The sequence below is a fragment of the Thauera aminoaromatica genome (assembly GCF_000021765.1).
Lineage (GTDB): Bacteria > Pseudomonadota > Gammaproteobacteria > Burkholderiales > Rhodocyclaceae > Thauera > Thauera aminoaromatica.
The window spans coordinates 2581294-2604188 of sequence record NC_011662.2 but is presented as its reverse complement, the minus strand read 5'-3'; the positions used below and the strand labels follow the sequence as shown (position 1 = coordinate 2604188).

Below are 22895 nucleotides of genomic sequence, written 5' to 3'. Positions count from 1 at the left end.
GCCGATGATGCCGGATCGACTTCAGGCGCGCCTGGGCCACGCGTTCTCCGATGTCCGCCTGCTGCAGGAGGCGCTGACCCATCGCAGCTTCGGGCAGCCCAACAACGAGCGTTTCGAGTTCCTCGGCGACGCCGTCCTCGACTGCGTGGTGTCGATCGCGCTGTTTGGCCGCTTCGGCGAGCTGCGCGAGGGAGAGCTGTCGCGGGTGCGCGCCTCGCTGGTGCGCCAGGACACGCTGCACCGCCTCGCGCTCGAGCTCGAGCTCGGCGACTGCCTGCGCCTGGGCGAGGGCGAGCTCAAGTCCGGCGGCAGCCGGCGCCCGTCCATCCTCGCCGATGCGCTCGAAGCGCTGTTCGCCGCGGTCTATCTGGACGCCGGCTTCGAAGCGGCGAAGGGGGTCATCGACCGCCTCTACGCACCGCTGATCGCCGAAGTCGATCCGTGCAAGCCGAGCAAGGACCCCAAGACCGCGCTGCAGGAATGGCTGCAGGCGCGCCGCATTCCGGTGCCGAGCTACACCATGGTCGAGATCGTCGGCGAAGCCCACGCGCAGGAGTTCGAGGTCGCCTGCGAAATCCCCAAACTCGCGGTACGCACGCTGGGCCGCGGCCCGAGCCGGCGCATCGCCGAACAACAGTCGGCCGAGCTCGCGCTCGCCGCGGTGAGAAAGAAATGAGCGACGCGTCCCAGACTCCCCTCAGCGACCAGCCCACCGGCGAGGACGGCTTTCGCGCCGGCTTCGTCGCCATCGTCGGTCGCCCCAACGTCGGCAAGTCGACGCTGCTCAACCGTCTGATCGGGCAGAAGATCAGCATCGTCTCCAGCAAGGCGCAGACCACCCGACACCGCGTCACCGGCATTCTCACCGAGCCGGGCGCGCAGTTCGTGTTCGTGGACACCCCCGGCTTCCAGACCCATCACCGCAACGCGCTCAACCGTTCGATGAACCGCACCGTGTCGCAGGTGCTGGCCGACGTCGATCTGGTGTTCTTCGTCATCGAAGCCGGGCGCTTCACCGAGGACGACCGCAAGGTGCTGGCGGTGATCCCCGAGTCCTCGAAGGTGATCCTGGTCATCAACAAGGTCGACCAGTTGAAGGACAAGACCCGCCTGCTGCCCTTCATCGCCCAGGTGCGCGAGGCGCGCGACTTCACCGAGATCGTGCCGCTGTCGGCCGAGAAGGGACGCAACGTCGACGAGCTGGTCAAGGCCGCCACGCCCCTGCTGCCGGTCGGTACGCCGATGTTCGAGGAAGACGAGATCACCGACCGCAGCGAGCGCTTCCTCGCCTCCGAATTCCTGCGCGAGAAGCTCTTCCGCCTGCTCGGCGACGAACTGCCCTACGGGATCGCGGTCGAGATCGAGAAATTCGAGGTCGAGGGCAACCTGCGCCGCATCTACGCCGCGGTGATCGTCGACAAGCCCGGCCACAAGTCCATGGTCATCGGCCGCGGTGGCGAGAAGCTCAAGCGCATCTCCAGCGAGGCCCGCGTCGAACTCGAGAAGCTCTTCGACGGCAAGGTCTTCCTCGAGGTCTGGGTCAAGGTCAAGAGCGGCTGGGCCGACGACGAGCGCGCGCTGAAGAGCCTCGGCTACGAGTGATCCGGACCCCGGGTCATGGCGGCAGCCAAGCAGCGCATCGAGCAGCAGCCGGCCTGGGTGCTGCATACCTACCCGTGGCGCGAGACCAGCCTGATCGTCGAGATCTTCGCGCGCGAGCATGGCCGCGTCGCCCTGGTCGCAAAGGGTGCGCGCCGCCCGCACTCGCAGTTGCGCGGCGTGCTGCTCGCCTTCCAGCCGCTGTGGATGGATTGGTCTGGCGGTGGCGAGGTCAAGACCCTGGTGCGTGCCGAATGGCAGGGCGGGCAGCCGCTGCTGATCGGGCGCGCGCTGATCTGCGGCTACTACCTCAACGAGCTGCTGGTGCGCCTGACCGCACGTGAAGATCCCCACCCGCGCCTCTTCGACGCCTACGCCGAGGCGGTGCGTGCGCTCGGCCGCGGCGAGGCGGAGTCGCCCATCCTGCGTCGCTTCGAGCTCGCCCTGCTGCAGGAGCTCGGCTACGAGGCCGGGCTCGCGAACGAGGGCGACAGCGGCGAGCCGGTGCGGCCCGAGGGGCGCTACCTTTATATAATCGAGCGCGGTCCGGTGAGGCTGGAGGCGCTGGAGGAAGAGGGTGCTGCCCTCGACCCTGCCGCGCTCGGCGAGCAGCCGCTGCTCTCCGGTCAGACCCTGCTCGACATGGCGGCCGGCGACTTCTCGCGTGCGGAGACGCTGGGCCAGTCCAAGCAGCTGCTGCGCATGCTGATCAACCACACCCTGGGCGGCCAGCCGCTGCAGTCGCGCCGGGTGCTCAAGGAATTGCAGGAGCTCTGATGATCGAACTCGGCGTCAACATCGACCACGTCGCCACGCTGCGCCAGGCCCGCCGCACCTGGGAACCCGATCCGGTGTGGGCCGCCGTGGAAGCCCACCTCGGTGGTGCCGACGGCATCACCATCCACCTGCGCGAGGACCGCCGCCACATCGGCGACGAGGACGTGCGCCGGCTCGCCGAGCTCACCCAGGTCAAGCTCAACCTCGAGATGGCGGCCACCGACGAGATGGTCGCCATCGCCTGCCGCACGAAGCCGCAGATGGCGATGCTGGTGCCCGAGGGCCGCCACGAGATCACCACCGAGGGTGGGCTCGACGTGCTCGCGCAGGAGACGCGCCTGAAGGACGTGATCGCCCGCCTCGCCGACGCCGGAATCGTCACCAGCGTGTTCATCGACGCCGAGCCCGAGCAGATCGAGGCCGCCGCGCGCATCGGCGCGCGCGTGTGCGAGATCCACACCGGCCCCTACGCCCACGCCTTCCACGCCGCCGGACGCGACGCCGAGGCGCCGGCGGTGCTCGCCGAGCTCGACAAGATCCGCACGGCGGGTGAAGTGGTGCGCAGCCTGGGCATGCGCTTCAACGCCGGCCACGCGCTCAACTACTACAACGTCGAGCCGATCGCCCGCCTGCACGGCATCCGCGAGCTGCACATCGGGCATTCGATCGTCAGCCGTGCGGTGTTCGTGGGCCTGCGCGCGGCGGTCGCCGAGATGAAGCGGCTGATGCGCGAAGCGGCGCAGGGCGCCTGAGGAAGCGCGATGCGCGTGCCGCGCCCCTGCCCCCTTGCACCCGCCGACAGCGCAGCGCGCCGGCGTCCCCCTGCAGGAGCGGCGCAAGCCGCGAATGCTGCACCCAATCCGGGCGGTGGAGTGGATCCGGGCGCCGCATTCGCGGCTTGCGCCGCTCCCACAGGGGCGCGCGCGAGCCTGTGTGCGAGCGTGCAAGCATGATCCACGGCATCGGCACCGATCTCGTGCAACTGCGTCGGATGCGCGAGGCGCTCGAGCGCCACGGCGAGCGTTTCGCCCTGCGCATCCTGGCCGCGAGCGAGGTCGAGGCCTGGCGCGCCCATCGCGACCCGGCGCGCTTCCTCGCCAAGCGCTTCGCCGCCAAGGAAGCCTTCGGCAAGGCGCTCGGCACCGGCGTCGCGGTGCCGGCCACGCTGCACGCGGTTGCGGTCGGCCACGACGCGCGCGGCAAGCCCGAATACCGCTATGACGAGCGCCTCGCCGCGCACATGCGGGACAACGCGCTGCGCGCCCACCTCAGCATCAGCGACGAGGACGAGCACATCGTCGCGTTCGCCCTGATCGAAAGCGTGTGAGCCCCGGAGCCTCCAGAACATGAATCCACCCATCCGCCGCCCACGCGGCCCCGTCATGATCGATGTCGCCGGCACCGCGCTCACCGACGAGGAGCGCGAACGCCTGCGCGACCCTCTGGTCGGCGGGGTGATCCTGTTCGCGCGCAACTACACCGGCTCCGAGCAGCTGCGCGCGCTCACCGCCGAGATCCGCGGGCTGCGCGACCCGGCGCTGATCATCGCGGTCGACCACGAAGGCGGCAGGGTGCAGCGCTTCCGCACCGACGGCTTCACCCGCCTGCCGTCGATGCGCAGCCTCGGCGCCTTGTGGGCGCAGGACCATCTGGTGGCGCTCGACGCGGCGCGCGCCACCGGCGTCGTGCTCGCCGCCGAGCTGCGCGCGCACGGGGTCGACCTGAGCTTCACCCCGGTGCTGGATCTCGACTACGGCTGCTGCCGCGCGATCGGCAACCGCGCCTTCCATCGCGATCCGCAGGTGGTCGCGGCGCTCGCGCAGGCGCTGTGCGCCGGCATGGCGGAGGCGGGCATGGGCTGCGTGGGCAAGCACTTCCCCGGCCACGGCTTCGTCGAGGCCGACTCGCACCACGACGTGCCGGTGGACGAGCGCGACTTCGACACGGTTTGGAACGAGGACATCGCCCCCTACCGCCATCGTCTCGGCCGCCAGCTCGCCGGCGTCATGCCCGCCCACGTCGTCTACCCCAACGCCGACCCCAGCCCCGAACCGCAGCCCGCAGGCTTCTCGCCGTTCTGGCTGAAGGAGGTGCTGCGCGACCGCCTCGGCTTCCAGTGGGTGATCTTCAGCGACGATCTCAACATGGAAGGCGCCCGCGTCGCCGGTGACATCGTCGGCCGTGCGAAAGCAGCCTACGCGGCCGGCTGCGACATGCTGCTGGTGTGCAATCGACCTGACCTCGCGGCCGAGCTGCTGGATCGCTGGGCGCCGGACCTGGACGCCGGCAACCTGGCCCGACTCGCCGCGATCTTGCCGGACACGGCCAGGCCAGCCTGGCTTGCCGACCCCTTCGCACTCGAACTGCACGCCCCCTACCTCCGGGCCCGCGAGCACCTCGCGTCCATTCCCGAGGACAAGAGCGCCGCGCCAACCATGACCGCCGCCACCATCGGTGAGCAACGTACCGAAGTCCTGCGCAAGGAAGGATAATTCCGCGCAGCGGTAGCGAACTCCCCTGTAGGAGCGACGCAAGTCGCGATCAGCGGCGTTGCTCAAACATCCTGCTCCCATGACCGACCCGACGCCCGCCCCCGCCTTCGACCCCAAGCCCTTCCTGCGCACCCTGACCGAGGAGCCGGGCGTCTATCGCATGATCGGCGCCGACGACAAGGTGCTCTACGTCGGCAAGGCGAAGAACCTCAAGCGTCGCGTCTCCAGCTACTTCCAGAAGACCGTCTCCAGCCCGCGCATCGCGATGATGGTGGCGCAGGTGCTGCGCGTGGACATCACCGCCACACGCTCCGAGGCCGAGGCGCTGATCCTCGAGAACAACCTCATCAAGAGCCTCGCGCCGCGCTACAACATCCTCTTCCGCGACGACAAGACCTACCCCTACATCGAGCTCTCCGCCGACGAGTTCCCGCGCCTGGCCTACCACCGCGGCGCCTTCACCAAGGGCGCGCGCTACTTCGGCCCCTTCCCGAACGCCTGGGCGGTGCGCGAGAGCATCCATCTGCTGCAGAAGACCTTCCAGCTGCGCACCTGCGAGAACACCGTCTTCGCCAACCGCTCGCGCCCCTGCCTGCTGCACCAGATCAAGCGCTGCACCGCGCCCTGCGTCAGTCTTGTCGAGCCCGCCGCCTACGCTGCGGACGTGAAGCTCGCCACGCGCTTCCTCGACGGCCAGGCGAGCGAGGTGATCGACGACCTCACGAATCGCATGCAGGCCGCCGCCGAGCGCCTCGCCTTTGAGGAGGCCGCGGCCTGTCGCGATCAGGTGCGCGTGCTGCAGGCGGTGCTGCACAAGCAGTTCGTCGACAGCCGCAAGGATGAAGATGTGGACGTGCTCGCCGCGATCGAGGCCGACGGACTCACCTGCGTGAACATCGCCATGGTGCGCGGCGGCCGCCATCTCGGCGATCGCCCGCAGTTCCCGAGCGGTGCGGCGGTGTCGGGTGCGGTGGACAGCCTGCTCGCCTTCGTCGAGCAGCACTACAGCCAGCACCCGATCCCGGCGCGCATCCTGGTCAACCTGCCGCCGGAGGCGGTCAAGGAGACGCTCGCCGAGATCACCGAGCGTCCGCCCGGCGTGGTGTCGCCGCGCTTCGAGGCGGAAAAGGCGTGGATGGAGATGGCAGAGAAGAACGCCCACCTCGCCATCCAGGCGCGCGCGCGCGACACCGGCCGCATCGAACAGCGTCTCGAGGCCCTGCGCGAGGCGCTCGGCATGGACGAGGCGCCGCAGCGCATCGAATGCTTCGACATCAGCCACACCATGGGCGAGGCCACGGTGGCGTCCTGCGTGGTGTGCGAGGCGGGCGCCATGAAGCGCGCCGAATACCGCCGCTACAACATCGCCGGCATCACCGGCGGCGACGACTTCGCCGCCATGCGCCAGGCGCTCGAGCGCCGCTATGGCAAGGTCGCGGCCGGGGAGGGTGTGTGCCCCGACCTGATCCTGATCGACGGCGGCAAGGGGCAGGTGAGCGCGGCGCGGGCGATCCTCGCCGAGGTCGGCCTGGAGGCGGTGGCGATGGTGGGCGTGGCCAAGGGCGAGGGGCGCAAGGCGGGTCTGGAGACGCTGATCTTCCCCGACGGGCGCGAGGGTCTGGCGCTCGGCGGCGAGTCGGCGGCGCTGCACCTGATCGTCGAGATCCGCGACGAGGCTCACCGCTTCGCCATCACCGGGCACCGCGCCAAGCGCGCCAAGGCGCGGGTGGGCTCGAAGCTGGAGGACGTCCCCGGCGTCGGCCCTTCGCGCCGTCGCAACCTGCTCGCCGCCTTCGGCGGGCTGGACGGGGTGCGCGAGGCGACGGTGGAGGACCTGTGCCGGGTGGAGGGCGTCAGCCGCAAGCTCGCGGAGCAGATCCACGCTGCGCTGCGCTGAGCGGTCGCGCGTGTCCCGGCTCCGGTTGCCCGCGCGGCGCCGCATCGCCAGGGGGCGTGCGTGCGAGCAACGCCGCGCGAGCGATGCCGCGCTTGACGCCCGGCGACTCGCCTTCTAAAATGCGGCCTCTTTTCGGGAGGGCGGTTAGCTCAGCGGTAGAGCACTGCCTTCACACGGCAGGGGTCACTGGTTCGATCCCAGTACCGCCCACCAGGTAAATCAACGACTTGGTGCCCTCCTGCAAAGAAGGTACGGAAATCGTACGGAACAGGTTCCAGAGACGGGCGATTAACTCAGCGGTAGAGTGCCACCTTCACACGGTGGAAGTCACTGGTTCGATCCCAGTATCGCCCACCAGACAGCAGAAAAAAGCCGGCCCGCGAGCCGGCTTTTTTCTTGTCGACGGAACCATCTGCAACTCGGCCCTCCACCAGCTCTCATCCGGATGCGAGGTGTCCAGCTCCGCGCGCTCCTCATGCCTCAGGAAGTGCGAATGGGTCGGCGCGACCGACCATCCGACCCTCCAGTCGAACCACATGCGACGACACTTCGCCAGCAACCACAGGTTCGGTGCGGTGAAGGAATCCAAGCGTGCCCCTTGGCGGCAGCGGGCGAGTCTTTCCTGTAGTGTCTAGAATGTTACAGGCCCGTATGCGGGCGGACACAAGCCGGGACACGTCGTTGGTCGATCGACGACGACGTATTCACGCGTAGGCCGCCGTAACCACCAACCGAACCTGGGAAGAGGAGGGATGCAGCCATGGCACTGGAGCGAGTTGTCAGGCGACACCGTAAATTGACCCCCTAGCGACACGAGGAACTGACCCCCTCGTTCGCGAGGAGGCCATCATTGGAAACGAAGCACATCGAGGTGAATCCTGTACGCCGTCTGGTTTGCGGAGTGCAGGAGATGTTGGAGCCGGAGGCGGTCACGACGATCGTTCGGTTGGGGCAATCGGGCTGGGGTGCGAAGCGGATTGCGAAGGCGCTGGGCATCGCGCGCAACACGGTGCGGCGGTATCTGAACGCGGGCGGGCCGGTGGCGTACCGACAGCCGCAGCGTGCCAGCGTGCTGGGCGGTCACGACGCATGGCTGCGGGAGCGTTTCCTGCAGCACCGGGGCAACTGCGACGTGGTGCGTCAGCAGTTGAGCAAGGAATTGGGGATCGAGACGAGCCTGCGCACGGTCGAGCGCGCGTGTCGAGGGTTCCGCCAGGAACTGGAGGCGAGTCGCCGTGCGACGATCCGCTTCGAGACCGGACCGGGCGAACAGATGCAGATCGACTTCGGCCAGACACGTGTGCTGATCGGCGGCGAGTCGGTGCGAGTGTTCCTGTTCGTGGCGACGCTGGGCTATTCGCGCCGGGGATTTGCGTGCGCGTTCCGGCACGAGCGCCAGAGTGCGTGGTTCGCTGGGATCGAGGCGGCGTTTGTCCACTTCGGCGGACGGCCGCAGACGCTGCTCATCGACAACGCCAAGGCGCTGGTCGACAAACACGACACGCAGACGCGCCAGGTCCGACTCAACAGCCGCTTCGAGGCGTTCTGCCGGCACTGGGATATCCGTGCCAAGGCGTGCGCGCCGTTTCGCGCGCGCACCAAGGGCAAGACCGAGAACGGCGTGGGCTACGTGAAGAAGAACGCCATCGCCGGCCATGCTTTCGAGAGCTGGACGGCGATGGAGGCGCACCTGGCGCGCTGGCAGCGCGAGGTGGCCGATGTGCGCATCCACGGTACGACCGGTGTCACGCCCGCTGAGCGCTTCGACTTGGAGCGTGAACACCTGCGTCCGGTTGCCGGGATCGCCCCCTTCCTGCAGGTGCGCGAGCTCGTGCGCCGAGTCAATGCGGAGGGCTGCATCGAGCTCGACACCAACGCCTACAGCGTGCCGTGGCGGCTGATTGGCGAGACGGTGACGGTCGTGGTCAGCGCCGACACCGTGGTGGTCGAGTACGCCGGCGAGGAAGTCGCCCGCCATGCGGAGCTCGCCGGCAGTCGCGGTCGCAGCATCGAGCGCAGCCACCTGCTGGGTGGGTCGCTGCCGCCGGCCCAGATCGAGGCGCCGCCGCCCACCGATGCGCTGCTGCGTCCGCTGGCCGAGTACGAAGCGCTCGTCGGAGGAGGCTGGTGATGATCGATGCCGACCGACTCGACGAACTGCTCACCCGGCTGCGGCTCACGGCGATCCGCGACCAGCTCGACAGCCTGCTCGACGAAGCCAGCCGGGCGCAGATGACACTGCGCGAAGCGCTGCTCTTCCTGGCCGAGCGCGAGGTCGCCCGGCGCGACACCCGACGCATCCAGATGGGCATGAAGCTCGCCCGTTTCCCGTGCGTGCGCACGCTCGAAGGCTTCGACTTCGACGCGCAGCCCTCGATCGATCCAGGGCAGATCCGGGATCTGTCCTCCGGTCGCTGGATCGGGCACGGTCAGGCCCTGCTGCTGCTCGGTCCGCCGGGCGTAGGCAAGACGCACCTGGCGGTCGCCCTCGGGCGCGAAGCGGTGGATCGCGGCTACACGGTGCTCTTCACCTCGGCAGCAGCGCTGATGGCCGGGCTCACGAAGGCGCACGCCGACGGACGGCTCGAGGAGAAGCTGCTGCAGCTCTCCAAGCCCAAGCTGCTGATCATCGATGAGCTGGGCTACCTGCCGCTCGAGCCGGCCGCTGCGCACCTGTTCTTCCAGCTGGTGTCGCGGCGCTACGAGCGGGCCAGCATGCTGATCACCAGCAACCGGCCCGTTGGCGAGTGGGGGCAGGTGTTCGGCGACGCGGTGGCCGCTACCGCCATCCTCGACCGACTGCTGCACCACAGCCAGGTCATCACGATCCGGGGCGACAGCTACCGGCTGCGCGACAAGCGCCGCAGCGGCCTTCTGCAGAAGGCCGCTGCCCCCACCCCGATCACGTCGGAGAGTTGATTAACCCAGGGGGTCAATTCCAGATGTCGTCAGGGGGTTAAATCTTCGTGTCGCTTGACACGAGTTGCAGTACGGCCGATCGAGCACGAGTCGCCTGGCGCCCGACATCTGGCAGATATCGCGCATTCCTTCACCTCGGACGCCCAACACTTCTACGATCACTCCATGTCGAGAGACCCCAAAGCGGAGGGGTACAAGCCTGCCAAGCGCGAAGAAATCCCGGGACCGAATCGCAGGCTGGTCGAGCGGGCCGCCAAGTTCAGCCTGGATCTCGGCGACTACTGGGCGAGCGCACGTGAGACGGCGTCCGACGCCTACGAATTCGGAGCCTCCACGCTCGAACGTTTCGGGGCAGGCTTGGAAGCGGACTTCAAGTCGATTGATCGAGGTCTGGAAGAGCGATTGGCCGAGTGGGAAGAGGCTACCAGTCCGGCGGCCGAATATGATCCCGATCGGATCGGCGCGGCAGCCGATGCCCTTCGAGAGAGTATTCGCGCGGCCCGCGCAACGCTCGATTCGCGCCTCGAGGGAATGCGCCTGCAAGATCGCGCCGAAATCGCCTGCCTGTCACTGCTCGGCAGCGCGCTGACCGGCCTGTCTGAGCAGATTGCCGAGCGTCTGCATGCCATCGCCGCAGGCGGCATCGTCGAGCCGATCACGATGAGCACGCAGACCAAGCAGTTGATCGAGCGCGCCGGCATGGATGAGGCGGGTGATCTGATTGAACAGGCGCGGGCGAACATGGAGACGGAGCTCGCGAAAAGGCGCGACAACAAGGCCCGCAGCGAGCAGCTGATTTATGATCGGACGACAGAGCTCGACGGCCTCCGCATCGAATTGCAAGGTCCGGACCTGACGGCCGCTCAGCGCGACGAGGCGACACGGAAAGTGTCCAAGCTGGAACGGGACATCAGCCGTCTCAAGAGCGTGTCGGACCGACTGGACAGCGTCATCGCCCTGACAGAGAACGGACTTGCAGCCGCCTCGGACCGTAGCGCCGCATATGAACAGAGCTTCCAGACCGCCGCAAGCGCGTTGGCCAACGGGCAGGATCTCGCAGAGTTCTGGCGCTCGTCGAAGTCACGGCTGTTCAGCGAGGTCGACGCCCTGCTCGGGAAGAGCGTCCGCAAGGTACTCGATGCCGCGTTCGATTCTGATTTGGCGAGCAAACTGGACGACTTCACGAAACAGTTGGTGAAGTCCAAGCTGGATCCGCAGAAACTGCAGAACCTCGCATCGACGCTGCTGCAAACCCTCGACGCGTATGCGCTGCGAACCCGCTCGATCCTGAATGGCGAAGACAGCCGTGCGGCGGCGGGCGACCCGCTGGCGATTGAACAGATCGCGGATGGCGCCTGTGCACCCATCGCGGCGCTGCGCGCCGCAATCGCAAAGGAATTGACCTTTCTGTTCCAGAACGGCGCGTTCGAATCGAGGTGAAACGTCATGAACACGACCGAATGCACTTCGCCTGCATCCACCAGCGAAACGCCTTTCGACCCCTACTATTCGGAGATTCTGGTTCCCGCGGCGGCGGGCGATTCAGTCGCGATGCAGCAGGTGCTGACGGCAAGGCGTCACGTCCTGAACGAGAGGACCGTTGCGGCGACCACCAATCTGACGGTCTATGGCGACGAGGTGGTGGTTGAAGGCGTGATCACCTTGCCCGGACGGCAGGTAACGATCGTCTGCCGGCGCCTGGAGTTCCTGCCCGACCCATTGAACCCAGGCAATTACGGGGGAATCGATGTAAGCGGTTGTCGTGGCAAGGATGGGTGCAGCGGAGGCCAGACGACCGCCGGCACAGAACCAATGGCGGCGACCGCGGGACAGGACGGACAACCAGGGCGGCACGAAGGAGGCGTTGGGTCGAACGGTCAACCGGGCGGGGATGGTGGCAAGGGGGGCGAGGGGGGCTCGATCACGATCTGGTGCGATCGACTGGTTCGGGGACCGCAGTTGGTCCTCGATGCCAGTGGGGGCCTCGGCGGCAACGGAGGGAAGGGCCAGCCTGGCGGACGCGGCGGAAACGGGATCGACAACCTGGATGACAACGATTCGGAGTCGGCACGTGGGGGCGCTGGAGGCTGTGGCGGTCACGGTGGAAACGGCGGGGCAGGTGGCGACGGCGGAACCATTTCGCTGAATTTTCTGGGGTTTGATTTTCCGATGTCAGGCATGAGCCTGTCGGTTGCGGGTGGCATCGGCGGCAACGGAGCATCACCCGGAATCGGCGGCAACGGTGGAAACGGCGGTACGCCCAAAATGGACTCGCTGCGCTACAAGCCCAATTTCCTCGCTTTCATGGGCGGCAGGGATTCGGATGGGCACCAGAACGGCGCCGACAGCGGCGGCGGCGGTGTCTGCGGACTTCCGGGTTACGGCGGAGTTGCCGGCAGCCCTGGCACGATCGCCATTGGCGCGCTCCGCCCGCCGGCAGTTCCATCCGTCGACCCGAAGACGTACCAGATCATTCGCGTGGAGGCCGAGCAGGCGGCCTTCGAAGGAACGATCGCGAATATCTGGGCAGTGTGGACTCGCGCCAAAGTGTGGGGCTCGTGGAATGAGATTCATACGCCCATCGATGCGAACGGGGCAGATGGGCAAGCGCTGCCGGCGGAGCAGACGTTCGGAAAAGCGGGAACACCAGGCGGGCCCGCACCCGTAGATCCCCGGTATGGCGCCGTCAATGGCGGCTTGGACATCCGAGGGCGCGGATTTGGTCCGGGGCAAAGCGGGCAGGTCGGCGCCAACAATACCAATCGCCCTGCGCAAGGCGCGAGGCCCGTTGCGACGCCGCCCACACGTGTAGGCATCAGTCCCGCGTCAAACTATCCCGGCTGCTGGTCGATCGTCGATGACAGATCGCTTGCGTTGCAACTGAGCGGGGATCTTCTGCCCATGGTCTTCGAGCGTTGCCGCGAACGTTTTCTCTTCACGAACGTTCATGCGAACACCAACGAGACCTGCGAAGCGCTCGGCAGCCTGCAGGCAACCCTGTCATGGATTGTCCGGATGGCTACGGAGCGCAAGGAGGCCGACCTTGCTGCAGCGGCGACGATGACGCTGGAGTCGCTTCGACAGGGGCGGAACCTGTTCGGGCACGATCATGATTTCGTCGCGCTTGGGTCGATCGACCGCTATCAGCCGGATCTGACCGAGGTGGTCGCAGAATACAGCGCCATAGAGCAGACGCACGGCGCCTTGGCAGGCGCGCTGAAGAACGCGCAGGAGCGAGCCGGCTTTCTCGGCAACCTCTCGGAGAGTCAGAGCCGCACATTGACGGCGCTCGAGGCGGACGTAGCCGACAGCGTCTCCAAGGTCAATGCGGCCCTGAAGTCCGTTCAGCAGTTCGAGGCGAACCGCGCCGATGGCTCGGTGCACTTGATCAGGAAGTTCACCGATTTTGAAAATGAAGTCACGATCGGCACAGGCCTTACGCCCGCAGCCCTGTTGTCCGCCATCGGTCAGCTGGCCTTCATCAACCCTGAGGCGCCTGCCTTCGCGATACCGCTCGTTGCAGGCCAGGCCGGCGATTTGATCTCGAAGACTGCCAACGAGGTCGCGACCGACAACGGCACTACGGTGAATCGTTCGTATCTCAGCCGTCAGGTGCTGTCCTTGTCCAATGAAGTCACCGACTTCACCGGATTGAAGCAGGCCAGTGACGGACTGATCAGCGCCGACGGAACCGAGCAAGGCCGCCTGATGGCCACGCGCAGGCAGGTTGATGCGATCTGCGCCGACTTCTTCAGCAAGTGTCCGACAGCGCAGAAATTAAGCGACGATCTGGCGCACTACATCGAACTGGTCGCGACGCGGAATGCCAAGATTGCCGAGTACAACGACGCGCTTACCGAATTGTGCTACCTGCGATCGCAGACGGATGCCATAAGGTCGGCCAAGAGCAAGACCGAAAGTTGGCGGGTCAGTCAGGCCGGTCTCAGCCTGCCGCAGATGGCCGCGTTCAGCAGCGCGTTGTGGCGTCACGCGCGCGAGCAGTGTGTGGAGACGCTGTACCTGGCGAGCCGCGCATTCACGATGCACACCTTGAGCAACAAGGATGTGTTCATCGACGTGCTTCGGCAGTTGATGGCTGGCTCGCAGCGGCCCGACAACATCAACTCGACCGCGTTCAGAGCCGCGTTGATCGACTTCATCGTCGGACGACTGAAAGAGGAGAACAAGCGGCTTTCGACCATTCAAGCTTTTGTCCCCATGGGCAACTCCTGCCGAATCGAGTTTACAAAAGCGCGGAACCCCCTGCTGTTCGCAATGCTGATGAACGGCAACGAGGGACTGGTGTCGATTCTTCCGGCGCGAAAAGACACCAACACCGACCATACACACTTCCCGGGAATGGCCAACGTCCGCCTCTCCGCCATTCGAGCGTGCGCGCTCGGGATGAGGACCAAGGACAACATTCACGTGATTCAGTTTACGCATCCCGGCGTAGAGACGATCGTGACCGCCAGCGACGTGCCGGTCACCGTCAATCATCAAAAAGTGCATCACGAGTACCGCTACGATGCACGTGCGCTCTCCCCCGATGGCACGACACTTTCGGCAGGTGCGGCGGCCGCAGCAAGACCCGAGACGGGCACCGTTACCAGCGCATCAGCGGCGACACCAGCGCCCGTGCTGACCGGCGGGTTCCTGGACGCGCAGCGACAAATGATCGGGCCGTTCTGTCAGTGGTCAATCCGAATTCCCCGGGAGTACAACAGTGAGCTCGATCTGAGCGGACTCCGGTCGATCATCATCGAGTTCGAAGGAACCTATCAGTCGTTCGCGTGATGCGCACGGTAATCGATCCATGGGGATGACGGGTATCCGCGGATCGCGGCCGTCACGCCGGGCGTTCGCCGTTGGGCGCCGGGAGATCGCTGCCCACCTCTGTCGCCTCCCCGGCGCCCGGCCATGCGGTTACGATTGGACCTCTTCCAGACGAGTTCCGCCGGAGCCTGCCGATGTCCGCCCGTTCCACCCGCTTGTCCGCCGCCGCGTCGGCGCTCCATGGCCGTCCGCCGCCCGCGGTCGAATACCGCATCCGCCCGGCGAACCCCGGCGCCCACCTCTTCGAGGTGAGCTGCACGGTGGCCGAGCCCGACCCCGCGGGGCAGGTCTTCAGCCTGCCGGCGTGGATCCCGGGCAGCTACATGATCCGCGAGTTCGCGCGCAACATCGTGCGCCTGCGTGCCGAGGCCGACGGCGAGCCCTGCGCGCTGGAGAAGCTCGACAAGCACACCTGGCGCGCGGCTGCGGTGCCGGGCGCGCGCGTGCTGAGCGTGCATTACGAGGTCTATGCCTGGGACCTGTCGGTGCGCACCGCCCATCTCGACACCACACACGGCTTCTTCAACGGCACGAGCGTCTTCCTCGCGGTGGCGGGGCGTACCGAAGCACCTTGCGTGGTGACCATCGAACGCCCCGAGGGCGACTGCGGGCGCGACTGGAAGCTCGTCACCGCGCTGCCGCCCGAGCACGGCCACCCGGGCCAGGCCTGCCGCTTCGGCCGCTTCCGCGCCGCGGACTACGACGAGCTCATCGACCACCCGGTCGAGATGGGCCGTTTCACGCTGGCACGCTTCGAGGCCGCGGGCGTGCCGCACGACATCGCCCTCACCGGCCGCCACGACTGCGACCTCGAGCGCCTGTGCGCCGACCTGCGCCGGGTGTGCGAATGGCAGATCGCGCTCTTCGGCACGCCGGCGCCGGTGGACTATTACGCCTTCCTGACCATGGTGGTGGGAGAGGGCTACGGCGGGCTGGAGCATCGCGCCTCGACCGCGCTGATCTGCAGCCGCGCCGAGCTGCCGTGGAAGGGCATGGAGGGTCTGCCCGACGGCTACAAGAGCTTCCTCGGCCTGTGCAGCCACGAGTATTTCCACACCTGGAACGTCAAGCGCATCAAGCCGGTGGCGTTCACGCCCTACGATCTCGCGCGCGAGAACCACACCCGGCTGCTGTGGGCCTTCGAGGGCTTCACCTCGTATTACGACGACCTCGCCCTGGTGCGCAGCGGCGTGATCGGCATCGATGACTACCTGGGGCTGCTCGGCAAGACCATCGCCAACGTCTTGCGCGGCAGCGGCCGGCTCAAGCAGAGCGTGGCGGAGTCCTCCTTCGACGCGTGGACCAAGTACTACCGCCAGGACGAGAACGCACCCAATGCCATCGTCAGCTACTACGCCAAGGGTGCGCTGATCGCGCTCGCGCTCGACCTGCAGCTGCGCGCGGGCAGCGAGGGTGCGGCCAGCCTGGACGACGTGATGCGGCTGCTGTGGCGGCGCCACGGCCTCACCGGCGTGGGCGTGCCGGAGGATGGCATCTTCGCCGCGGTGCGCGACGCGGGCGGCGAACGCCTCGGCGCGCGCCTGGCGAAATGGCTGCAGAAGGCGGTGGACGGCTGCGAGGATCTGCCGCTGGCGCGCCTGCTGCGTCCCTTCGGCGTGAGCCTGCGCGCCGAGGCGGCGGGGACCGCGCCGGTGCTCGGGATGAAGCTCGGCGGGGGCAGTGGCGAGGCGAAGGTCGCCAATGTGTACGACGACGGTCCGGCGCAGGCGGCGGGCGTCTCGGCCGGGGACGTGCTGATCGCGCTCGACGGGCTGAGGATCTCCAGCGCCAAGGGGCTGGAGGATCTGCTCGCCCGTCGTGGTGCGGGCGACGAGGTGGAACTGCATCTCTTCCGTCGCGACGAGCTGATGAGCTTCCGTGCGGTGCTCGCTGCACCGCCTGCCGAGCGCCAGGAGCTCAAGCTGGCGCCGCGCGCCGATAGCGCGGCAGCGAAGCTGCGGCGGGGTTGGTTGGGGGGGTGATGCGCCGCCTTGCCGTGCGCGAGGCGCAGCCGCGGACGACGGCAAGGTGTGACGGAGCGGGCACGCACGGCCAGGCGCGCCCGCGGCGGCAGGTCGCGTTCAGGCCTCGGGGGCGGCGTCGTGCGCCGGGAACAGCTTCGGCTGCCAGTAGCGCCAGGCGAGGAAGCCGGCGAGCCCCGCGATGATCAGCCAGAAGCCGACGCCCTGCCAGAAGGCGATCGGATCGGTGGCGAGGAGGTAGTCGCGCGGCGGGCGCACGAAGTGGATCCGCCCTGTGGTCAGCGCGCGCACCGCCTGTGCGATCGCCGCCAGCGCGGGCATGAACCAAACCAGCAGCCCGGCGCCGACGATGACGCGGTCGAGCAGCGGCGTGGCGAGGCTGCGCGCGCTGTAGACGCTGCGCACCCCGAACCACACCGCGATCAGGAAGCCGAGCGCCGCAGCGAGCGGGCCGATCGCCATCACGCCGCCGAGCAGGGTGGCCGCCGCGAGGAAGCCGAGCCCCTCCAGGCGCACGATCTCCGGCCACAGGCGCTCGAGCTGGCTGAACAACAGCCACGATGCAGGCAGCGCGACCACGCATACCAGCAGCGCGAACAGCGCGCGGCGCCGGTCGAGGTCGCCCGGCAGGGGGCGGGCGCGGGTTTCAGCGGAAACGGTGACGGAAGAGGAAGGCTCGGGCATGGGAATGGAGGCGGTGGAAAAGGTTCGGAGCCCGGGAAGTGTACTACGCGCACAGCCCCGCGCCCCTGCAGTTCCCGTCACGCGCTCGCGCGTCGTCGTGATCGCGACTTGCGTCGCTCCCACGAAAATCGGCACGTTACCGCAGCACGATGCAGCTTCGGACCCCGCTGGGAGCGACGCGAGTGGCGATCCTCCGTCCCGGCTCGCGCCGCCCTCGTCGCGGGCTCCGGCACCGTGATCGGGACCGGCGTCTTCAGCCGAAATACCCATGCACGAACCACTGCCCCGGCGCATCCAGGCTCTCGAAGATCCAGCACAGGACGTTGTCGGCATCGCGCGCGAGGTAGTAGTCGCGACGGACCGGCATGCCGTCCCACCAGCCGGTCTCGATGCGTTCGGCGGCGCCGAGCAGGGTATAGCGGGGAGCGGAGATCGGACGCGGCGCGGGCAGCAGCCAGAGCGGGCGCAGGCCTGCTGTCGTGCGTGGCGGCGGCGATGCCGTCCGTGTCGAGGCCGGCCCCGCAGCGGCGTCGCGGCCGGCGCGTGCAGTGGTCGCCTGTGCGGAGGGCACGGTGTTTCGCCAGGCGGCTTCGGGACGGTGATCGGCGCGAAGATCCAGGCGCTGCACGCATTCCTCGCCAAGTCGCGCCTGCAGGCGGGCAAGCAGCAGGGCGGCGTCCTCTCCGGCCTGGGCAGGATCGCCGAACAGGTCCCGGGCGCGCGGGTCGGCAGCCACGGGGCTTTCCGCACACAGGGTGATCGAGTCGACCTCGGCGGACAGCTCGAGCATGGCCAGGCGTTCGCGCACGATCAGGGCGAAGTGCCCCTCGTCGCGGCTTGGGCGGCCGAGCGCGAACTCGAGTTCGGTGGGCGGTCGCGAGCCGTGGCCGAAACGCAGGCGGAAGCGGTCGACTGCCGCGTGGCGGGCATCGAGCCAGGCGGCAAGGCTGGCGAAGAGGCGGCGTGCGGCGAAGAGCAGGGCCTCGGCGTGAAGTTCCGGCGCGGGCAGGGCGATGCCGTGGTGGAAGCGCAGCGGCGCTTCGAACCAGGGGCGTGGATCGGCGAGCTCGCCGCGCGCCCGCGCCAGCGCCCGCGCGGCCGCCTGCGCACCACGGCGGGCGAGTCCGGCGGGCGGCAGGCGGCGAAGCTCGCCAAGGGTGCGCAGGCCGAGTCCGGCGAGCAACTCCAGCGTGGCGGCGTCGCAGGCGTCTTCCTCGCTCAGGAGTTCGAGCGGCAGCGGGTCGAGCGCAGCGCGCCAGTCTTGCCCGGCGGCGTCGGTGGGGAGTGCCGCGTCGGTCGGGGGGCAGGAGAGGGCGGAAGGAGCGGCCGCCCGTGCAAGCCAGCGCGCGGCCAGTGGAGTGGGTGCGCAGGCCAGCAGGGCCGTGAAGCCCAGCTCGGCAAGGCCTTCGCGCAAGGCGGATTCGATCTGTGCCGTGCCACCGAACAGGCGCAGGCAGGAGGAGATCTCCAGCAGCACCGCGTCCGCTGCGGACAGGCTGATCCGCGGGCTGAAGCGCCCGGCCCAGGTGGCGATCTCGGCGAGGGCTTCGGCTTCGCGCGCCGGCTCGTGCGGTTGCAGGCGCAGTTCGGGCAGCAAGGCGAGGGCGCTCGCCGCACGCTGCCCCGGTTCGATGCCGGCCGCGCTCGCCGCCGCGCTGGCGGCCAGCACCCGGCCCCGGGGCGACAGGATCGCCAGCGGTGGGGCGGCGCGTACGCCGCGTGTGAAGACCTGCAGCGACAACGCCGGCAACAGGATCGCCAGCCACAACATGGAAACGCTCCGCGTCGAGGTGTTTGAATCGGTCGGCAGCGAGGGCTGCGGTTAGAGCGACGAAACGATTGCGGCGGGTGGAGGAAGGCCGCCGATCGCGACTGGCGTCGCTCCTACAGAAAACGCCGCGCTTCCGGTTTGCATGCAGGCGCGACGGGGGCGACGGTGGTGGATGCGGTAGGGTGGGAAGCTGCCGAGAGGGGCATCCGGGGGGATTGCCCTGCGCGGGATGCCTTCGGTACCGCGCTGGCCCCGGGCGGCAGGGCGAGCACGAGCGGCGCGGCGGCGAGCGGTCCGCGGCGCTTGAGGATGCGTAGCTGCAGGCCTTCGGGCTGCGGGGCGAGCGCAATCCGCAACACCGCCGGCGAAGGCTGGCCGGCGACGCTGCCGGGACGGAAGAGGAAGAGCGGGGTGGCGCTTTCCTCGGCGGCCAGCTGCAGGCGGCGCAGTCCGGTGTTGTCGATGCGCTGCGGCCACGCCAGCACGCAGGCGCAGCTGCCCGACAGCAGTGCCTGGCGTGCGGCCCACAGCAGGTCTTCGCGGCGCTCGGGGCGCACCACGAGCAGGCGCGCCAGCGGCACGCCTGCGTTCGCCAGCGCGGGAGCGTAGGGCAGCAGCGGCGGGGCGATGCAGACGATCCAGCATGCGGGCGGGGTGGCGCCGAGCAGCGGCAGCAGCAGGCTCAGTTCGCCGACGCCGGGGCGGTCGGCGAGGAGCTCGATGAGCGCCCCGGCCGGCCAGCCGCCGCCGGGCAGCTCGGCGTCGAGCGCGGAGAAGCCGGTCGGCAGCACCGCTCCTGCGGCGCCTGCGAGCCGGCTCGCCTGCCACACGCTGCCCGCAGGCAGGCCGGCGAGCACGCCATGCGTGCCGGTGGCGGCAGGAGCTACGGCGCGCAGCGACGCGTCGGCGTGGCGTTGGAGCGGGAGGGCCATGGCGGGTGCGGCATCGGCTCGCTCAGTGGTCCTTGCGGATCAGCCCCACCATGACGCCTTCGATGACCAGCGGCTCGCGGCGGGTGTCCACGACGATCGGGGTGTAGTCCGGGTTGGCGGGGAGGAGCTCGACCACCGGGCCCTTGCGTTGCAGGGTCTTGACGGTGACGTCGTCGTCCACCCGGGCGACCACGATCTGGCCGTTGCGCGCCTCGCTGTTGCGATGCACCGCGATGAGGTCGCCGTCGAGGATGCCGGCGTCGCGCATGCTCATGCCGCGCACGCGCAGCAGGTAGTCGGCCCTGGGCGAGAACAGCGCGGGGTCGAGCTGATAGCGCGCCTCGACGTGTTCGGCGGCGAGGATGGGGCTGCCCGCGGCGACGCGGCCGACCAGGGGCAGGCCGAGCGCCTCGGCCAGGCGGATGCCGCGCGCGCGCCCCTCCTCGAGCAGGATCGCGCCCTTGGCGGCGAGCGCGCGCAGGTGGGTCTCGGCGGCGTTGGGCGAGCGGAAGCCGAAGGCGGTGCACACCTCGGCGCGGGTGGGCGGGCGGCCTTCGGACTCGACGGTGGAGCGGATGAAATCGAGGATTTCCTGCTGGCGCGCGGTGAGGTTTTCGCTACGGGCGGTCATGACAGCCTCCATGGGATGGCTGTAATTTTAAACAGTCCCGCAGCGCTGGCAAGCGGAATTCAGGGCAGCAGCACCGCCGCCCCCTGCAGCGCGCCGCGGCGCAGGCGCTCGAGCGCCTCGTTGGCGTCCTCGAGGGCGAAGCGGACGACCTCGGTGCGTACCGGCACCCTGGGCGCGAGGGCGAGGAATTCGTCGCCGTCGCGGCGGGTGAGGTTGGCGACCGAGACGATGCGGCGCTCGCCCCACAGGATGTCGTAGGGGAAGGCGGGGATGGTGCTCATGTGGATGCCCGCGCACACCACCGTGCCACCCTTGGCGACGGCGCGCAGCGCGGCGGGGACGAGCTCGCCGGAGGGGGCGAAGATCAGCGCGGCGTCGAGCGGGTGCGGGGGGCGCTCTTCGCCCGCGCCCGTCCAGCAGGCGCCGAGCCGGCGGGCGAAGGCCTGGCTTGCGCTGTCGCCGGGACGGGTGAAGGCGTACACCTCGCGACCCTGCCACACCGCCACCTGGGTGATGATGTGGGCGGCCGCGCCGAAGCCGTAGAGGCCGATGCGGCGCGCGGCGCCCGCCATCTCCAGCGCACGATAGCCGATCAGGCCGGCGCACAGCAGCGGCGCGGCCTCGGCGGCGTCGAGCGCCTCGTCGATCGGGAAGCAGTAGCGTGCGTCGGCCACGGTGTATTCGGCATAACCGCCCTGGATCTGGTAGCCGGTGAAGCGCGCCGCGTCGCAGAGGTTCTCGCGCTGGCTGGCGCAGAAGCCGCAATGCCCGCAGGTCCACCCCAGCCAGGGCACGCCGATGCGCTGACCCGGCACCATGCCCGCGGCGTCGCCGACGCCTTCGCCCAGTTCGACCACGCGGCCGATGATCTCGTGGCCGGGAATCATCGGCAGCACCGGGTCGGGCAGCTCGCCGTCGATGAGGTGGAGATCGGTGCGGCACACGCCGCAGGCCTCCACCCGCAGCAGCACCTGCCCGGGGCCGGGGCGCGGCACCGCCAGATGCACCGCGCGCAGGGCCTCGCCGGGGCGTTCGAGTTGCATCGCGCGCATGCCGGCGGGGGGCTTGGCGGGGGCGTTCGGATGGGGCTGGGGCATGCTTGCGGTCTCCAGGACAGGCGGAACGATGGTGCGCTGCGACTTGAGTACGGCCCCGATCTGGGCTATTCGTTGGACACGGAGCCGCATCGCGGCACCCGACACGACGACAAGGAAAAGGGAGGAGACCCCCATGCTCGACCAGTCCGAAGCCTGCGGTCCCGGCGGTAGTGTTCGCCTGGGGTCTCGGCTAGAATCCGGCCCACATCAGGGAGAACACATGCTGCAGAGCGGAGACATCGCCCCCGCGTTTTCGTTGCCGGATGCCGACATGGAAATTTTCGACCTCGCGTCGGTGGCCGGCAAGCACAATGTGGTTCTCTACTTTTACCCTCGCGACAAGACCCCGGGCTGCACGCGTCAGGCCGCCGATTTCAGCGACCACGACGACGAGTTCGCCCGCTACGACTGCATCGTGGTCGGCGTGAGCCCGGACGATTGCCTGACCCACGCCGAGTTTCGCGACCAGGAAGGATTGTCGATCCGCCTGCTCTCCGATTCGGACACCGAGGTGTGCCGGCTCTACAACGTATGGCATGAGCGCGAAGTCGACGGGATGAAGAAGATGGGCGTGCGGCGGTCGACCTTCGTGATCGACAAGCAGGGCAGGATCCGCCACGCGCTCTACGATGTGACACCCCGCGGCCACGCCGCCGCGGTTTTCGAATTGGTCAAGGAACTGGAACCCCAGCATGCAAAACGAAATCGTCAAGAATAGCGTGGTGACGCTGAAGTACACCGTGCGCGACCCCGAAGGCGCGGTGATCGACGACGGCGAGCACCCGCTCGTTTATCTGCACGGCGGCTACGATGGCATCTTTCCGTTGCTCGAAGAGGCCCTGCACGGCAAGAAGGTCGGCGAGCAGCTGCAGGTCAAGCTGCAGCCCGAAGACGCCTTCGGCGACTACGACGAGGAGCTGATCCTGGTCGAGGACGCCAAGCTTTTCCCGGACAACATCGAGATCGGCATGAGCTTCGAGCGCGTCTCCGAGGACGGCGAGGAAGACATGATCTACCGCATCACCGACATCGCCGACGGCAAGGTCGTGGTCGATGGCAACCACCCGCTGGCCGGCGTGGCGCTGGTGTTCGACGTCACCGTCGCCGAGGTGCGCGCGGCGAGCGCCGAGGAGATCACCCACGGCCATGTGCATGGTCCCGGTGGTCATCACCACCACTGATTGCACCGATGTCAGGACGGGGCCGCGCAAGCGGCCCTTTCGACATGTGGACGGCACCTGCGGCTGCGTGGTGCGTGTCAGGGGCCGTCCGCCTCGT

At 68.5% G+C, this 22895-nt stretch carries 19 protein-coding genes and 2 tRNA genes; 16 read left to right on the top strand and 5 right to left on the bottom strand.

Annotation, left to right across the window (positions count from 1 at the left end; translation table 11 throughout):
* The first annotated feature begins 4 nt into the window (after positions 1-4).
* The 14 genes from rnc to TMZ1T_RS11385 all read left to right on the top strand — a co-directional run bounded on the left by rnc (position 5) and on the right by TMZ1T_RS11385 (position 16502).
* Entirely contained in the window at positions 5-676 is a 672-nt protein-coding gene (rnc, locus tag TMZ1T_RS11450; RefSeq protein ID WP_004302702.1) for a ribonuclease III, read from the top strand.
* Positions 673-1602 carry a GTPase Era gene (era, locus tag TMZ1T_RS11445; RefSeq protein ID WP_004302700.1) on the top strand — a complete coding sequence of 310 codons (930 nt, stop codon included), beginning with the start codon at positions 673-675 and terminating at the stop codon, positions 1600-1602. Before rnc ends, era begins: the two co-directional genes overlap by 4 nt.
* 15 nt (positions 1603-1617) lie before the next feature.
* Positions 1618-2376 (top strand): DNA repair protein RecO, encoded by a 759-nt coding sequence (recO, locus tag TMZ1T_RS11440; RefSeq protein ID WP_004302698.1) that lies wholly within the window; start codon positions 1618-1620, stop codon positions 2374-2376.
* On the top strand, positions 2376-3128 hold the full coding sequence (locus TMZ1T_RS11435) for a pyridoxine 5'-phosphate synthase (protein ID WP_012585476.1): 753 nt from the start codon (positions 2376-2378) through the stop codon (positions 3126-3128). The genes recO and TMZ1T_RS11435 overlap by 1 nt, the downstream gene beginning before the upstream one ends.
* Before the next feature lie 197 nt (positions 3129-3325).
* Positions 3326-3703, top strand: coding sequence for a holo-ACP synthase (acpS, locus tag TMZ1T_RS11430; protein ID WP_004302693.1), 378 nt, complete (start codon positions 3326-3328; stop codon positions 3701-3703).
* Positions 3704-3722: 19 nt separating this feature from the next.
* Positions 3723-4868, top strand: a complete 1146-nt coding sequence (nagZ, locus tag TMZ1T_RS11425) for a beta-N-acetylhexosaminidase (RefSeq protein ID WP_004302692.1) — start codon at positions 3723-3725, stop codon at positions 4866-4868.
* Between the two features lie 79 nt (positions 4869-4947).
* Positions 4948-6765, top strand: coding sequence for an excinuclease ABC subunit UvrC (gene uvrC, locus TMZ1T_RS11420; RefSeq protein ID WP_004302690.1), 1818 nt, complete (start codon positions 4948-4950; stop codon positions 6763-6765).
* A 138-nt stretch (positions 6766-6903) separates the two neighbouring features.
* Positions 6904-6978: transfer RNA gene (locus TMZ1T_RS11415), tRNA-Val, on the top strand.
* A 69-nt stretch (positions 6979-7047) separates the two neighbouring features.
* Positions 7048-7122: transfer RNA gene (locus TMZ1T_RS11410), tRNA-Val, on the top strand.
* Between the two features lie 553 nt (positions 7123-7675).
* Positions 7676-8896 carry an IS21 family transposase gene (istA, locus tag TMZ1T_RS11405; protein WP_004299421.1) on the top strand — a complete coding sequence of 407 codons (1221 nt, stop codon included), beginning with the start codon at positions 7676-7678 and terminating at the stop codon, positions 8894-8896.
* Positions 8896-9684: an IS21-like element helper ATPase IstB gene (gene istB / locus TMZ1T_RS11400; RefSeq protein WP_004299423.1), complete on the top strand. Its 789-nt coding sequence runs from the start codon at positions 8896-8898 to the stop codon at positions 9682-9684. Before istA ends, istB begins: the two co-directional genes overlap by 1 nt.
* 165 nt (positions 9685-9849) lie before the next feature.
* Positions 9850-11124, top strand: a complete 1275-nt coding sequence (locus TMZ1T_RS11395; protein WP_012585475.1) for a coiled-coil domain-containing protein — start codon at positions 9850-9852, stop codon at positions 11122-11124.
* A 6-nt stretch (positions 11125-11130) separates the two neighbouring features.
* The gene (locus TMZ1T_RS21105; RefSeq protein ID WP_012585474.1) at positions 11131-14481 is read left to right on the top strand and encodes a hypothetical protein; all 3351 of its coding nucleotides are present in this window, start codon (positions 11131-11133) and stop codon (positions 14479-14481) included.
* Between the two features lie 173 nt (positions 14482-14654).
* Complete coding sequence (locus TMZ1T_RS11385) at positions 14655-16502, top strand: M61 family metallopeptidase (RefSeq protein WP_012585473.1); 1848 nt, start codon at positions 14655-14657, stop codon at positions 16500-16502.
* Between the two features lie 99 nt (positions 16503-16601).
* Here the strand turns inward: TMZ1T_RS11385 and TMZ1T_RS11380 are convergent, their stop codons facing one another.
* The 5 genes from TMZ1T_RS11380 to TMZ1T_RS11360 all read right to left on the bottom strand — a co-directional run bounded on the left by TMZ1T_RS11380 (position 16602) and on the right by TMZ1T_RS11360 (position 21617).
* Positions 16602-17186, bottom strand: coding sequence for a hypothetical protein (locus tag TMZ1T_RS11380; protein WP_004302682.1), 585 nt, complete (start codon positions 17184-17186; stop codon positions 16602-16604).
* Positions 17187-17439: 253 nt separating this feature from the next.
* Positions 17440-18957, bottom strand: coding sequence for a Y-family DNA polymerase (locus tag TMZ1T_RS11375; protein ID WP_012585472.1), 1518 nt, complete (start codon positions 18955-18957; stop codon positions 17440-17442).
* 113 nt (positions 18958-19070) lie between these two features.
* Positions 19071-19889: a translesion DNA synthesis-associated protein ImuA gene (gene imuA, locus TMZ1T_RS11370; RefSeq protein WP_012585471.1), complete on the bottom strand. Its 819-nt coding sequence runs from the start codon at positions 19887-19889 to the stop codon at positions 19071-19073.
* A 22-nt stretch (positions 19890-19911) separates the two neighbouring features.
* The gene (gene lexA / locus TMZ1T_RS11365; RefSeq protein ID WP_004320360.1) at positions 19912-20520 is read right to left on the bottom strand and encodes a transcriptional repressor LexA; all 609 of its coding nucleotides are present in this window, start codon (positions 20518-20520) and stop codon (positions 19912-19914) included.
* Between the two features lie 59 nt (positions 20521-20579).
* On the bottom strand, positions 20580-21617 hold the full coding sequence (locus tag TMZ1T_RS11360; RefSeq protein WP_012585470.1) for a zinc-dependent alcohol dehydrogenase family protein: 1038 nt from the start codon (positions 21615-21617) through the stop codon (positions 20580-20582).
* Positions 21618-21837: 220 nt separating this feature from the next.
* Here TMZ1T_RS11360 and TMZ1T_RS11355 point away from each other — a divergent pair, with 220 nt between their 5' ends.
* Complete coding sequence (locus TMZ1T_RS11355; RefSeq protein WP_012585469.1) at positions 21838-22335, top strand: peroxiredoxin; 498 nt, start codon at positions 21838-21840, stop codon at positions 22333-22335.
* Entirely contained in the window at positions 22310-22798 is a 489-nt protein-coding gene (locus TMZ1T_RS11350; protein ID WP_012585468.1) for an FKBP-type peptidyl-prolyl cis-trans isomerase, read from the top strand. The genes TMZ1T_RS11355 and TMZ1T_RS11350 overlap by 26 nt, the downstream gene beginning before the upstream one ends.
* The last annotated feature ends 97 nt before the right edge of the window (positions 22799-22895 follow it).